The sequence below is a fragment of the Neisseria sp. 27098_8_158 genome, from assembly GCF_041433145.1.
Classification (GTDB): Bacteria; Pseudomonadota; Gammaproteobacteria; order Burkholderiales; family Neisseriaceae; genus Neisseria; species Neisseria subflava_E.
Window position 1 is genome coordinate 377,238 of sequence record NZ_JAPWAZ010000002.1, and the last position, 13,678, is coordinate 390,915.

12 protein-coding genes are annotated in these 13,678 nt (G+C 50.6%); 9 read left to right on the top strand and 3 right to left on the bottom strand.

Annotated elements, in window-relative coordinates; genetic code table 11:
* The first annotated feature begins 12 nt into the window (after positions 1–12).
* From O3681_RS07435 to ftsZ, 9 genes are all read left to right on the top strand, one after another.
* Positions 13–573 carry a murein L,D-transpeptidase family protein gene (locus O3681_RS07435; RefSeq protein WP_371459637.1) on the top strand — a complete coding sequence of 187 codons (561 nt, stop codon included), beginning with the start codon at positions 13–15 and terminating at the stop codon, positions 571–573.
* Between the two features lie 204 nt (positions 574–777).
* Positions 778–2,274: an amidase gene (locus O3681_RS07440; RefSeq protein ID WP_371459638.1), complete on the top strand. Its 1,497-nt coding sequence runs from the start codon at positions 778–780 to the stop codon at positions 2,272–2,274.
* A gap of 271 nt (positions 2,275–2,545) precedes the next feature.
* Positions 2,546–3,808 (top strand): FtsW/RodA/SpoVE family cell cycle protein, encoded by a 1,263-nt coding sequence (locus tag O3681_RS07445; protein WP_107723745.1) that lies wholly within the window; start codon positions 2,546–2,548, stop codon positions 3,806–3,808.
* Positions 3,809–3,812: 4 nt separating this feature from the next.
* Entirely contained in the window at positions 3,813–4,880 is a 1,068-nt protein-coding gene (murG, locus tag O3681_RS07450; protein WP_063069305.1) for an undecaprenyldiphospho-muramoylpentapeptide beta-N-acetylglucosaminyltransferase, read from the top strand.
* 165 nt (positions 4,881–5,045) lie between these two features.
* On the top strand, positions 5,046–6,455 hold the full coding sequence (murC, locus tag O3681_RS07455) for a UDP-N-acetylmuramate--L-alanine ligase (RefSeq protein ID WP_070826291.1): 1,410 nt from the start codon (positions 5,046–5,048) through the stop codon (positions 6,453–6,455).
* Positions 6,456–6,542: 87 nt separating this feature from the next.
* Positions 6,543–7,457 carry a D-alanine--D-alanine ligase gene (locus tag O3681_RS07460; RefSeq protein ID WP_371459639.1) on the top strand — a complete coding sequence of 305 codons (915 nt, stop codon included), beginning with the start codon at positions 6,543–6,545 and terminating at the stop codon, positions 7,455–7,457.
* Entirely contained in the window at positions 7,447–8,166 is a 720-nt protein-coding gene (locus tag O3681_RS07465) for a cell division protein FtsQ/DivIB (protein WP_371459640.1), read from the top strand. Before O3681_RS07460 ends, O3681_RS07465 begins: the two co-directional genes overlap by 11 nt.
* 74 nt (positions 8,167–8,240) lie before the next feature.
* Positions 8,241–9,494 carry a cell division protein FtsA gene (gene ftsA, locus O3681_RS07470; protein WP_003682483.1) on the top strand — a complete coding sequence of 418 codons (1,254 nt, stop codon included), beginning with the start codon at positions 8,241–8,243 and terminating at the stop codon, positions 9,492–9,494.
* A 252-nt stretch (positions 9,495–9,746) separates the two neighbouring features.
* Positions 9,747–10,946 carry a cell division protein FtsZ gene (gene ftsZ / locus O3681_RS07475; protein WP_003682480.1) on the top strand — a complete coding sequence of 400 codons (1,200 nt, stop codon included), beginning with the start codon at positions 9,747–9,749 and terminating at the stop codon, positions 10,944–10,946.
* Between the two features lie 121 nt (positions 10,947–11,067).
* On the opposite strand, the gene ispH is transcribed toward ftsZ, so the two are convergent.
* The 3 genes from ispH to glyQ all read right to left on the bottom strand — a co-directional run bounded on the left by ispH (position 11,068) and on the right by glyQ (position 13,604).
* Entirely contained in the window at positions 11,068–12,036 is a 969-nt protein-coding gene (gene ispH, locus O3681_RS07480) for a 4-hydroxy-3-methylbut-2-enyl diphosphate reductase (protein ID WP_107723742.1), read from the bottom strand.
* Between the two features lie 13 nt (positions 12,037–12,049).
* Positions 12,050–12,556, bottom strand: a complete 507-nt coding sequence (lspA, locus tag O3681_RS07485; protein WP_167382871.1) for a signal peptidase II — start codon at positions 12,554–12,556, stop codon at positions 12,050–12,052.
* Positions 12,557–12,704: 148 nt separating this feature from the next.
* Positions 12,705–13,604, bottom strand: a complete 900-nt coding sequence (gene glyQ, locus O3681_RS07490) for a glycine--tRNA ligase subunit alpha (RefSeq protein WP_004518869.1) — start codon at positions 13,602–13,604, stop codon at positions 12,705–12,707.
* Between the last annotated feature and the right edge of the window lie 74 nt (positions 13,605–13,678).

Consider the following 13,678-nt stretch of genomic DNA (forward strand, 5'->3'; position numbering starts at 1 on the left):
GCCGTCTGAAAGATGAAAGTCGGGTTGAAAATCGGCTTGTCGGCAGCTGTGCTTTTGGCTGTCGCCGCTTCAGTAGTTTGGTTTGCCGCGCCGATTCGTTCCACGACAACTGTTACCATGTCAAGTGAAGCGCCGTTGCCTGAAAATGCGGTTATCGACAGATTGGTCGTGTATAAAAGCAAACGCACCATGTCGGCGTACTCGCAAGGCAGGTTGCTGAAAACCTATCCTATTTCGTTGGGCAAGCAACCGGTCGGGCATAAACAGTTTGAAGGCGACGGCAAAACGCCCGAAGGAAAATACCGCATCAATGAGCGTAATCCCAATAGCGGCTACCATAAAAACCTCGGCGTTTCCTATCCCAATGAAGCCGACAAAGCCTACGCGGTGGCACAAGGCAAAAGCCCGGGCGGGCTGATTAAAATCCACGGCATGAAAAACGGCTGGGGTTTTATCGGTAAAAAACACCTGAAAAAAGACTGGACCGACGGCTGCATCGCGGTCACGGACGAAGAAGTCGACGAACTCTACCGCAGCGTGAAACACAATGCGGAAATTGAGATTCTGCCGTGAACATCGTGTCAACATCGCCTCAAAGGTAGTCTGAAAACGTCAAGGCGGTTTCAGACGACCTTTTTGCAGCAACGGCAAACTTGTTCTTTGCCTTTATCCGGTGTTGCTGTTTCTTAAAATTTGCCTATGCGGGCAAACGGCGAGGCGGCGGGCAGCCATGCCTGACCGAAAAAACGTGTGTTCATCAATCCGAAAGGAAAACCCATGAATTTTCAAGACTACATCCGTTACGATGCCGTCGGTTTGGCAGAGCTGATCCGTAAAAAAGAAGTCTCCGCCGATGAAGTGTTGCAGGCTGCTTTAAACCGCTTGGACGAAGTCAATCCCAAGCTCAATCTGTTGGCGCATGATTTGCGCGAACGCGCGGCGGCATGGCAGGGGTCGTCTGAAAATGCCGATACGCCGCTGGCGGGCGTGCCGTTTTTGCTCAAAGACCTGCTGGCGGATTGGGAAGGCGCGCCGACATGGTCGGGTTCGCGCATGATGCAGCATTACATTGCCAAGCAAAACAGCGATTTGACCCAAGCCTATCTCGATGCGGGGCTGCGCGTGTTCGGCAAAACCACCACGCCCGAATGGGGCGCGTATCCTGTTACCGAAACCGAAATTTACGGCATCACGCGCAATCCGTGGAATTTGGACTACACCGCGGGCGGCAGCAGCGGAGGCGCGGCGGCGGCAGTGGCTTCGGGCGTCGTCCCCGCAGCGCACGGCAGTGACGGCGGCGGTTCCATCCGTGTACCCGCGCACAACTGCGGCGTGTTCGGGCTGAAACCCACGCGCGGCCGCAGCAGTTACGCGCCGAACGCATCGGAGGCGTGGCAGGGTTTGGTATGCGACCATGTGTTGACCCGCAGCGTGCGCGACAGCGCGGTTTTGCTGGACATCGCCGCCCAAACCCAAGCCCGCGCCCTATATGCCTGCCCGCCGCCGCCCGAAAACGGTTTTGCAGACAGCCTGAAACTAGAAACAGGTCGTCTGAAAATCGCTTTTTGGAAACAGGCATGGTTTGGCGGCGGCAACGACGAAGGCACGGAAGCCGCGTTTGCCCATAGTTTGAAACTGATGCAAGACGCGGGACACGAATTGGAAGAAGCCACCCCAAATTTTGCGCCGCCCGAACAATTAAACCGAGCCGCCCGCATCATCGTCATGGGCGAAACGGCAAAACTGTTCTACCAATATCAATACGAAACCGGACAAAAACTACCGCACTGCCTGCTTGAACCGACAACGTGGGCAATGATTGTGCAGGGGCGGCAAATCAGTGCGGGCGAAATGGCATGGGCGCGCGACGTGATGCTGGCGCAGGAACGTGCCGCCAAAGCATTTTTCACACGCTACGACGTGTTGATGACGCCCGTCTGCCCGCGCACCACGCCGAAAATCGGCGAGATGATGCCGCCGCCCGCCGCACAAAAAGCCATGCGCCTGCTGTTTGGCACGCTGCGCTTGGGTTTTCTGTTGAAAAACAACCCGTTTTTAGAAAAAGAAGCCGCCGCCGCGCTGCAATACGTCGGTTATACGTCGCCGCTGAACATGAGCGGCAACCCCGCCATGAGCGTGCCGCTTTACCGGCATAACGAGCTGCCCGTCGGTACTCAGTTTGCCGCCGCTCACGGACGCGAAGACACGCTGCTCCGCCTTGCAGCGCAGTTGGAACAGATACAGCCGTGGGCGGAAATACCGCAGTTGGCTTAGGGTTTGTATTGGATAAAAAGTAGCCTATTTTTCTGAAGAAAAAATTTATACAAGGCCGTCTGAGAACATAAAAGCGTTTTCAGACGGCCTTTTGCCGGTATCAAAGGGTAGGGGAGGGCGCAAAGAACGTCGGAATCCGGCATCTTTAAAGATTCTGAATTGTTGGTTTGGAAATAAACCTTTAAAATAACGTTAATTCATTTTTTCAGACGGCCTCTTGCCCATTAGCAGGCCGTCTGAATATTTTATTCAAGCCGTTACGGATGTTTTCATGATTAGTCTTTCCAAAATGCTTGACCGGCCGATTGCGCGCGATGGTCGGAAGTTTGATGTTTCTCTCTTGTGGATGGTCGTCTTAATGACGGTCTTCAGCCTGATTATGATTTATTCGGCTTCTATTGCGTATGCGGCATCGGAAGGGGGCAGCCAGTTTTCTTTTGTGTCTAAGCAGGCAATGTTTATCCTGTTTACGGTGGCCATATGCTTGCCGCTTTTCCTGCTGAAGATGAGCTTCTGGCGGCGGATTATTCCGTTTTATTTTGCTGTTTCAGGTTTGCTGTTGCTGCTGGTTTTGTTTGTCGGCCGTGAGATTAACGGCGCGACGCGCTGGATTCATATCGGACCGCTCAACTTGCAACCGACTGAATTTTTCAAATTGGCGACGGTCTTGTATTTGTCCAGCCTGTTTACGCGCCGTGAAGAAATGTTGCGTGATTTGGATTCTTTGGGTTGGTCGTCTTTGTTTACCGGTATTGGCGATTTGGTGTGCAGCCCCTTTAAAAGTGAAGCTTGGGTAAGGGTAAAGGAACGCTTCCGCAAGTTTAAGACCTTGATTCTGCCGATTATGTTGGTGGCGGTCGGTTTGGTTTTGATTATGGGTCAGCCGGACTTTGGCTCGTTTGTCGTGATTGTCGTAATTACCATGGGTATGCTGTTTTTGGCAGGTTTTCCGTGGAAGTATTTTGCCGTATTGGTGGCGACCGTTGTGAGCGGTATGGGCTTGCTGATTTTGGCTGCGCCTTACCGTATGGCGCGTGTGGCGGCGTTTTTGGACCCTTGGAGCGATCCTCTGGGTAAAGGCTATCAGCTGACACATTCCTTGATGGCGATTGCGCGCGGCGGCTGGTTTGGCGAGGGCTTGGGTGCGAGTTTGGAAAAACGTTTCTATCTGCCTGAAGCGCATACGGACTTTATTTTTGCCGTTATCGGTGAAGAATTTGGCTTTGTCGGGATGCTAGTTTTGGTGTTCTGCTACGGCTGGCTGGTGTGGCGCGCGTTTTCCATCGGCAAGCAGGCGCGTGATTCGGGCTTGATGTTCAGCGCGTACATTGCCAACGGTATCGGTATTTGGATTGGTATTCAAAGTTTCTTCAATATCGGTGTAAACATCGGTATCCTGCCTACTAAAGGCCTGACTTTGCCGTTTATGTCTTACGGCGGTTCGGCTGTCTTTATCATGCTGGTGTGCATTACTTTGTTATTGCGCATTGATTATGAAAACCGCCAAAAAATGCGCGGTTATTCGGTGGAGTAAAACCATGAGCGGTAAAACTTTTATGCTGATGGCCGGCGGTACGGGCGGTCATATTTTCCCTGCATTGGCGGTTGCCGAGTCGCTGCAAAAGCGCGGCCATCATGTGATTTGGCTGGGCAGTCAGGATTCGATGGAAGAGCGTATCGTGCCGCAATACGGCATACGCTTGGAAACGCTGGCTATTAAAGGTATCCGCGGCAATGGTATCAAGCGTAAGCTGATGTTGCCGTTTACGTTGTATAAAACCGTCCGCGCGGCGCAGCAGATTATTAAGAAACACCGTGTCGAGTGCGTTATCGGTTTTGGCGGTTTCGTTACTTTCCCCGGCGGCTTGGCGGCAAAAATTTCCGGTGTGCCGATTGTGATTCACGAGCAAAACGCCGTAGCCGGTTTGTCCAACCGCCAACTGTCGCGTTGGGCAAAACGTGTTCTGTATGCTTTCCCCAAAGCCTTTCAACATGAAGGCGGATTGGTGGGTAACCCTGTCCGTGCCGATATTGCGGCATTGCCTGTACCTGAAGAACGCTTTGAAAACCGTCAAGGCCGTCTGAAAGTTTTGGTGGTGGGCGGCAGTTTGGGTGCGGATGTGTTGAACAAAACCGTTCCGCAAGCTTTGGCATTATTGCCTGAGGCGGCCCGTCCGCAAATGTATCATCAGTCCGGCCGCAATAAATTGGGTAACCTGCAGGCGGATTATGATGCATTGGGTGTGCAAGCCGAGTGCGTCGAATTTATTACCGATATGGTATCCGCCTACCGCGATGCCGATTTGGTAATTTGCCGTGCCGGTGCGCTGACGATTGCCGAGTTGACGGCTGCCGGTTTGGGCGCATTGCTGGTGCCGTATCCTCACGCAGTGGACGACCATCAAACAGCCAATGCGCGCTTTATGGTGCAGGCTGAAGCTGGTTTACTGCTGCCGCAAACTCAACTGACGGCAGAAAAACTGGCCGAAATCCTCGGCGGATTAAACCGTGAAAAATGCCTGAAATGGGCGAAAAATGCCCGTACCTTGGCACTGCCGCACAGTGCGGACGATGTGGCGGAGGTCGCCATATCCTGTACCGAATAAGCAGGCAGACTTTGTTCAAGGCCGTCTGAAAAGTTGATTAACGGCGTTTCAGACGGCCTTTATTGCTTTTGTTAAAATTCCTTTACAATAAAAGCATAGCGCAGAAGCGGATAGCCCTTTAAAATAACGCTTTTACGCACTAAAAACCAACCGGAACGCAACGTTATGATGAAAAATCGAGTGACCAACATCCATTTTGTCGGAATCGGCGGCGTCGGCATGAGCGGTATTGCCGAAGTTTTACACAATTTGGGCTTTAAAGTTTCCGGTTCGGATCAGGCGCGTAATGCCGTTACTGAGCATTTGAGCGCTCTCGGCATCCAAGTTTACCCAGGTCATACTGCCGAACACGTCAATGGCGCCGACGTGGTTGTTACCTCTACTGCGGTTAAAAAAGACAATCCTGAGGTTGTTGCCGCGTTGGAACAGCAAATCCCCGTCATTCCGCGCGCGTTGATGTTGGCAGAATTAATGCGCTTCCGCGATGGTATCGCTATTGCCGGTACGCACGGCAAAACCACAACCACCAGCCTGACCGCTTCCATCCTCGGCGCGGCAGGACTCGACCCGACTTTCGTTATCGGCGGCAAGCTCAATGCCGCTGGTACCAACGCCCGTTTGGGTAAAGGCGAATACATCGTCGCAGAAGCCGACGAATCCGATGCTTCTTTTCTGTATCTGACGCCGATTATGTCCGTCGTGACCAATATCGATGAAGACCATATGGACACTTACGGCCACAGCGTTGAGAAGTTGCATCAGGCGTTTGTGGATTTCATCCACCGTATGCCGTTTTACGGTAAGGCATTCTTGTGTATCGACAGCGAACACGTCCGCGCGATTTTGCCCAAAGTGAGCAAGCCTTACGCCACTTACGGCTTGGACGATACTGCCGATATCTACGCGACCGATATTGAAAACGTTGGCGCGCAAATGAAATTTACCGTTCATGTTCAAATGAAAGGGCATGAGCAAGAGCCGTTTGAAGTTGTTTTGAATATGCCCGGCCGCCACAACGTCCTCAATGCGTTGGCGGCTATCGGCGTTGCGCTGGAAGTTGGTGCATCGGTTGAGGCCATTCAAAAAGGCTTGCTCGGCTTTGAAGGTGTCGGCCGCCGCTTCCAAAAATATGGCGACATCAAATTGCCAAACGGCGGAACCGCGCTGCTGGTGGACGATTATGGCCATCATCCTGTCGAAATGGCGGCAACTCTGGCCGCCGCACGCGGTGCATACCCTGAAAAACGCTTGGTCTTGGCTTTCCAACCACACCGCTATACCCGTACACGCGATTTGTTTGAAGACTTCACCAAAGTCCTCAATACCGTTGATGCGCTGGTGTTGACCGAAGTTTATGCCGCAGGCGAAGAGCCGATTGCCGCGGCCGACTCCCGCGCTTTGGCGCGCGCCATCCGCGTATTGGGCAAACTTGAGCCGATTTACTGCGAAAACGTTGCCGATCTGCCGCAAATGCTGCTGAATGTTTTGCAGGACGGCGATGTTGTGTTGAATATGGGTGCCGGCAGCATCAACCGCGTTCCGTCTGCATTGGTGGAATTGTCGAAACAATCATAATAAACAGGCATATTGGCCTTTGAGGACAGATAGGTCGTCTGAACAATATTCAGACGGCCTGTATCAGTATTTAAGAAAGTGGAAATTATGCAGAATTTTGGCAAAGTGGCCGTGTTGATGGGTGGCTTCTCCAGCGAGCGCGAAGTTTCGCTGGATAGCGGCGCCGCTATTTTGGCTGCCTTGAAAAGCAAAGGTGTCGATGCCCATGCGTTCGACCCCAAAGAAACCCCGTTGTCTGAATTGAAAACACAAGGTTTTCAGACGGCCTTCAATATTCTGCACGGCACTTTCGGCGAAGATGGCGCGATTCAAGGCGCGTTGGAATTGATGGGTATTCCTTACACCGGCAGCGGTGTGGCCGCTTCTGCGTTGGGTATGGACAAATACCGCTGCAAACTGATTTGGCAGGCTGTGGGCTTGCCTGTTCCTGAGTTTGCCGTATTGCATGACCACAGCGACTTTGATGCCGTTGAAGAAAAATTGGGCCTGCCGATGTTTGTGAAACCTGCCTCAGAAGGCAGTAGCGTCGGCGTAGTAAAAGTAAAAGAAAAAGGCCGTCTGAAAAGCGTTTACGAAGAATTGAAACACTTGCAGGGCGAAATCATTGCCGAACGCTTTATCGGCGGCGGCGAATATTCTTGCCCGGTATTGAACGGCAAAGGCCTGCCGAGCATTCATATTATTCCGGCTACCGAGTTTTACGACTACGAAGCCAAATACAACCGTGACGATACGATTTATCAATGCCCGTCGGAAGATTTGAGCGAGGCGGAGGAAAACCTGATGCGCGAACTGGCTGTGCGTGGCGCGCAGGCGATTGGTGCGGACGGCTGTTCGCGCGTGGACTTTCTGAAAGATACAGACGGTAAACTGTATCTGTTGGAAATCAATACCTTGCCTGGTATGACCAGCCATAGTTTGGTGCCAAAATCTGCAAGCCATACCGGCGTAGATTTTGCTGATTTGTGTATTGAGATTTTGAAGACCGCTCATGTGGGATGATGCAGGCGCACTGGGTCGGCTGACCCGCCGGCTATTGTTGCTGATGACCTTTCTGCTGATAGGTTCGGGCATAGCTTGGCTTTACAATTCCAAATATTTCCCTGTGAAACAGATTGCCATTCAGGGTAAGCTGAAATATGCCTCCAGCAAAGAATTGCAAACTGTTGCACGAGAGCATATCAGGGGTAATATGTTCCGCGCCGATATTGATTCGGCGCAGGCCGCTTTTCAGGAATTGCCTTGGATTGACTCGGCAATGGTACGCCGCCGTTTTCCGGAAACCGTGGAAATTATCCTGACCGAGCGCGTGCCGGTTGCACACTGGCGTGCTGGCGGCTTGGTCGACAGTAAGGGCAATGTGTTTGCCGCAAGCCTGAAACAGGACCTGCCTATATTTGAAGGGCAGCAGGGGACAGGCAAAGACATGGTCAAACATTATGCGGACTTTTCCGGTATTTTGAGTCCGTTGAAGCTGACCATCAAAGAATTGATCTACACGCCGCGTTCGGCATGGCTGCTTGTATTGGACAACGGCATTACCGTGCGCTTGGGGCGTGAAAACGAAATTAAACGTTTGCAGCAGTTTGCCCAGATTTGGCCGTCGCTGCTGCGTAAAAAACAAAGTCGTATCGAGTATGTCGATATGCGTTATAAGGATGGTTTTTCAGTCCGTTACAGGCCGTCTGAAAACCCTTCCAACAGTGAATAGCCGATTAGACGTGAAGCAATCTTGTTTCAAAAATAATCAAACCGTCAGTCAGACAACATAGCGAACGAGCAATTATGGAACAACAACAAAATAAATATATCAGTGCCTTAGACATTGGTACGTCCAAGGTCATCGCCTTAATCGGTGAGATTCGGGAAGATAACGAAATCCACATTGTTGGCTTGGGTCAAAGCCCTTCACGCGGTCTGCGTGCAGGTATGGTGACCAACATTGACGCTACCGCGCAAGCCATTCGTCAGGCGGTAGAAGATGCCGAGCTGATGGCAGATACCAAAATTTCCCACGTCGTCACCGGTATTGCCGGTAACCATATCCGCAGCCTGAATTCACAAGGCGTGGTAAAAATTAAAGATGGCGAAGTATCACAAGCCGACATCGATCGTGCCATCGAAACGGCCAAAGCTATCAATATTCCGCCTGATCACAATATCTTGCATACTGTGGTTCAAGAGTACATCATCGACAACCAGCCAGGTGTGAAAGAGCCTATCGGCATGAGCGGCGTGCGTTTGGATACCCGTGTTCACATCATTACCGGTGCGAACACTGCTTTGCAAAATATCCAAAAATGTATCCAACGTTGCGGCCTGCAAATGGATCAAATCATGCTTCAGCCTTTGGCAAGCGGTCATGCTGTTTTGACTGAAGACGAAAAAGATTTGGGTGTGTGCGTCATCGATATCGGTGGCGGTACAACCGACATTGCGGTTTATACCAATGGTGCAATCCGCCATACTGCGGTTATTCCCGTTGCCGGCGATTTGATTACCAAAGACTTGGCACAAGCCTTGCGTACGCCGCACAGTGCAGCCGAGTACATCAAAATCCATTACGGTGCCGCGATTCCGACTATGGACGGCTTGGACGAAATGATTGAAGTTCCTAGCGTTGGCGACCGTCAATCACGTCAAATTTCACGCCGTGTATTGGCTGAAATCATCGGCCCGCGTGTAGAAGAAATTTTGGAGTTGACGCTGAACGAATTGCGCCGCTCCGGTTTCCCAGAAGAAGTGCTGACTTCCGGTATCGTTTTGACCGGCGGTGCTTCTATGTTGACCGGTATTGTTGAGTTGGCGGAAGAAGTCTTCAACCTGCCGGCGCGTATCGGTGTTCCACAAGAAATGGGCGGCGTATCCGAGCGTATTCGTAATCCACGCTATTCAACAGCGATCGGCCTGCTTCAGACGGCCTATGCTGCCGAAGAGGGTGAGCAAACCAGCCGAACCGGTGCGATTGCACTGAATGATTCAGGCAAAAAAATGGGTCTGTGGGAAAAAATCCAAAGATTCTTCAGAGATAATTTCTGATAAAAGTTTTCAGGGCAGGCGGTGCAGCAACCGTTTGTCCTGAATATTTAAGTGAAATTAAACAGTTTTAAATAATTGCCAAGTGAATAATTTAAAACTTGTATATTTTCTGTTAAAAAATGTAGTAAAAATATAACGCCGACAGCCGAATGGTAAGAAGATTTTTGCCAGTATCTGAATACTTCTTATATAATACGGATAATGAGTTATTTTTGAACCGTCCTTATAAAGCGGGGCGCGGAGGATTATTGAATGGAATTTGTTTACGACGTAGCAGAATCAGCAACGAGCCCTGCTGTTATTAAAGTTATCGGTTTGGGTGGCGGCGGTTGTAATGCCATCAACAACATGGTTGCCAACACTATTCATGGTGTTGAGTTCATCAGTGCCAATACCGATGCGCAATCATTGGCTAAAAACAATGCGGCTAAACGCATTCAATTGGGTACAAACCTGACTCGCGGTTTAGGTGCCGGTGCAAATCCTGAAATCGGCCGCGCTGCTGCCCAAGAAGATCGCGAAGCCATCGAAGATGCCATCCGCGGTGCAAACATGCTGTTCATCACTACCGGTATGGGTGGCGGTACAGGTACCGGCTCTGCTCCTGTTGTGGCTGAAATCGCTAAAGAAATGGGTATCCTAACCGTTGCGGTTGTGACCCGTCCGTTTGCTTACGAAGGCAAACGCGTACACATCGCTCAAGCAGGTTTGGATCAGCTCAAAGAGCGCGTTGATTCCCTAATTATTATCCCGAATGACAAATTGATGACTGCCTTGGGCGAAGACGTGACCATGCGTGAAGCTTTCCGTGCGGCCGACAATGTATTGCGTGATGCGGTTGCCGGTATTTCCGAAGTAGTGACTTGCCCGAGCGACATGATCAACTTGGACTTCGCCGACGTGAAAACCGTGATGAGCAATCGCGGTATCGCCATGATGGGTTCAGGTTTCGCACAAGGTATCGACCGTGCCCGTTTGGCTACCGATCAAGCTATCTCCAGTCCGCTCTTGGATAACGTTACTTTGGATGGTGCACGCGGCGTATTGGTAAACATTACCACTGCTCCTGGCTGCCTGAAAATGTCTGAGTTCAATGAGATTATGCGTATTGTCAACCAAAATGCACACCCTGAAGTGGAATGTAAATTTGGTGCTGCCGAAGACGAGAGCATGAGCGAAGACGCTATCCGTATTACCATCATTGCTACCGGCTTGAAAGAAAACGGTACTGACAACCAACTGCGCGCTGCTGCCCGTACCCAACAATTGGTACGTGGTGCGGAAGAAGCGCCTCAAGCTCAAAGCCAAAGTAGTGCTGAAAGCCTGGTTCGTACCAACCGCAATATCCGTTCTATGAATTTGACTGCGGCTGATTTCAGCAACCAGTCTGTACTGGATGACTTTGAAATTCCGGCTATCTTGCGTCGTCAGCAACATACTTCTGAGAAATAATCAGGATAATGTATGAAAAGACCTGCCTTTAAGGCAGGTCTTTTTTATTAGCAAAATAAACTTAAGGCCGTCTGAAAATTTTCAGACGGCCTTAAGTTTTCAAATAAAGCAAATAACAAGCCTACCCTTTATTGAGAATTTGTTTGTTTTCGCCCTCGCGGCGCAATTCTTTAGGCAAGACAAATACAATGCTTTCTTCTGCACCTTCTCCTTCGCGTATGGTCTCGTGCCCCCAATCTTGAATGGTTTGTAAGACTTCTCGAACTAAGACTTCGGGCGCAGATGCACCGGCAGTGACACCAACCTTGGTTTTGTTTGCAAACCATTCTTTTTTCAGATAGGAAGCATTATCGACCATATAGGCATCAACTCCGCGTAATGCGGCTACTTCACGCAAGCGGTTGCTGTTGGAAGAATTGGGCGAACCGACAACAATTACGATATCGCATTCTTCGGCCAATTCTTTAACAGCAGTTTGGCGGTTGGTTGTGGCGTAGCAGATGTCTTCTTTATGCGGATTACGGATATTGGGGAAGCGTTGGTTTAAGGCCGCAATAATGTCTTTGGTTTCATCTACCGATAAAGTGGTTTGGCTGACGTAGGCAAGTTTGTCAGGATTTTTGACGTTCAGTCCGGCTACATCTTCCACTGTCTCAACCAGAAACATTTTACCCGGAGGCAATTGTCCCATCGTGCCTTCTACTTCGACGTGGCCTTTGTGGCCGATCATAATGATTTCGTAATCTTGCTCATCGAGGCGGGCTACTTCTTTATGGACTTTGGTTACCAGAGGGCAGGTGGCATCAAAAACGCGGAAACCACGTTGTGCCGCTTCTTCCTGTACAGCTTTGGATACGCCGTGAGCAGAGTAAATCAGCGTTGCGCCCTTTGGGACATCCGCCAAGTCATCGACAAAGACGGCACCTTTTGCCCGCAGATTGTCCACGACGAATTTGTTGTGAACGACCTCATGGCGGACGTAAATGGGCGCGCCGAACTCTTCGAGTGCACGTTCAACAATGCTGATGGCGCGGTCAACGCCGGCACAGAAGCCGCGGGGATTGGCAAGGATAATGGTTTTTTGAGTCATGTGTGTTCCGTTTTCAGACGGCCTTTGTGTCGTTTGAAGGTGTTTTTTTGTGCAGCAAACCATCTAATACCAAGCAAACTGCGCCAACGCAGATAAAGCTGTCGGCAATGTTAAATGCTGGGTAAAACCAGTTTTGCCAATAGAAAAGCAGAAAATCGACAACGTGGCCGTGAATCAGACGGTCAACCACATTGCCAATCGCGCCGCCGATAATCATAGCCGCCCCCAATTTGCCCCAGCGGCCAAACTCATCACGCCAGATAGCACGGGCCAAATACAGGCTGATGACGACTGCCAGACCTAAAAAGAAGAATTTTTGCCAGCCGCCTTGGTCGGCCAAAAAGCTGAATGCCGCACCTGGATTATAGGCAAGGGTCAGGTCAAAAAAGTCTGGAATGATATTGAGGCGTTCGCCTTCGGTAAAGTGTTTCAAGATTTCCCATTTGCTCAGTTGGTCAAGAATGATGGCAACGAGGGAAAGTAAGAAAAAGGGCGTTTTTGCAGGAGAGGATGAACTCATGTTTTCAGACGGTTTATGTAGTAAAGGGCTTATTTTACCTGAAAGCAGGCTGGAAGTGTTTGCAATGGCATCGACGTCAAGGCCGTCTGAAAATAGAAACGCCGCCACTTGAATGTATCAAAGGGCGGCGTGGTAAGTATGTGCGGGCTTATTGGTTTTTAAGCAATGGGAAGCCCAGTTTCTCGCGGCTTTCAACGAATTTTTGAGCAACAATACGGCTCAGCGCACGAATACGGCCGATGTAGGTTGCGCGTTCGGTAACGGAAATGGCGCCGCGTGCATCCAAGAGGTTGAACGTATGGCCGGCTTTGAGTACAAGCTCGTAAGCAGGCAGGGCAAGACTGGTGTCCTCAACTGCAAGCAGGCGTTTGGCTTGTTCTTCATAGTTGTTGAATTGGCGCAAGAGCCAATCGGCATCGCTGTATTCGAAGTTGTAGGTGGATTGTTCGACTTCGTTTTGATGATAAACGTCGCCGTAAGTGACGATGTTGCCATCAAGGGTTTTTGCCCAAACGAGGTCGTACACATTTTCCACGCCTTGCAGATACATGGCGAGACGCTCGATACCATAGGTGATTTCGCCGAGTACGGGGGAGCAGTCGATACCGCCGACTTGTTGGAAGTAGGTGAATTGGGTTACTTCCATGCCGTTGAGCCAAACTTCCCAACCCAAACCCCAAGCGCCGAGAGTAGGGTTTTCCCAGTCATCTTCGACAAAACGGATGTCGTGTACTTTAGGGTCGATACCCAATTCGCGCAGTGAGTCGAGGTATAGGTCTTGAATATTGGCGGGAGCTGGTTTGAGCGCAACTTGGAATTGATAGTAGTGTTGCAAGCGATTGGGGTTGTCGCCATAGCGGCCGTCTTTGGGGCGGCGGCTGGGTTGAACGTAAGCGGCAAACCAAGGCTCCGGGCCTAACGCGCGCAGGCAGGTGGCTGGATGCGAAGTACCGGCACCGACTTCCATATCGAAAGGTTGGATAACGGTGCAGCCTTTGTCTGCCCAGTAGTTTTGTAATTTGAAAATAATTTGTTGGAAGGTGAGCATGGTGGATGGAATAGATTGGAATAAAGAGGGTATTTTACTGTTTTGAGCCTGTTTTGGATAGGCTGAAGGAAGCG

Coding starts and splice junctions, on each gene's coding strand:
- O3681_RS07435 (WP_371459637.1), top strand. CDS start 13: ATGAAAGTCGGGTTGAAAATCGGCTTGTCGGCAGCTGTGCTTTTGGCT.
- O3681_RS07440 (WP_371459638.1), top strand. CDS start 778: ATGAATTTTCAAGACTACATCCGTTACGATGCCGTCGGTTTGGCAGAG.
- O3681_RS07445 (WP_107723745.1), top strand. CDS start 2,546: ATGATTAGTCTTTCCAAAATGCTTGACCGGCCGATTGCGCGCGATGGT.
- murG (WP_063069305.1), top strand. CDS start 3,813: ATGAGCGGTAAAACTTTTATGCTGATGGCCGGCGGTACGGGCGGTCAT.
- murC (WP_070826291.1), top strand. CDS start 5,046: ATGATGAAAAATCGAGTGACCAACATCCATTTTGTCGGAATCGGCGGC.
- O3681_RS07460 (WP_371459639.1), top strand. CDS start 6,543: ATGCAGAATTTTGGCAAAGTGGCCGTGTTGATGGGTGGCTTCTCCAGC.
- O3681_RS07465 (WP_371459640.1), top strand. CDS start 7,447: ATGTGGGATGATGCAGGCGCACTGGGTCGGCTGACCCGCCGGCTATTG.
- ftsA (WP_003682483.1), top strand. CDS start 8,241: ATGGAACAACAACAAAATAAATATATCAGTGCCTTAGACATTGGTACG.
- ftsZ (WP_003682480.1), top strand. CDS start 9,747: ATGGAATTTGTTTACGACGTAGCAGAATCAGCAACGAGCCCTGCTGTT.
- ispH (WP_107723742.1), bottom strand. CDS start 12,036: ATGACTCAAAAAACCATTATCCTTGCCAATCCCCGCGGCTTCTGTGCC.
- lspA (WP_167382871.1), bottom strand. CDS start 12,556: ATGAGTTCATCCTCTCCTGCAAAAACGCCCTTTTTCTTACTTTCCCTC.
- glyQ (WP_004518869.1), bottom strand. CDS start 13,604: ATGCTCACCTTCCAACAAATTATTTTCAAATTACAAAACTACTGGGCA.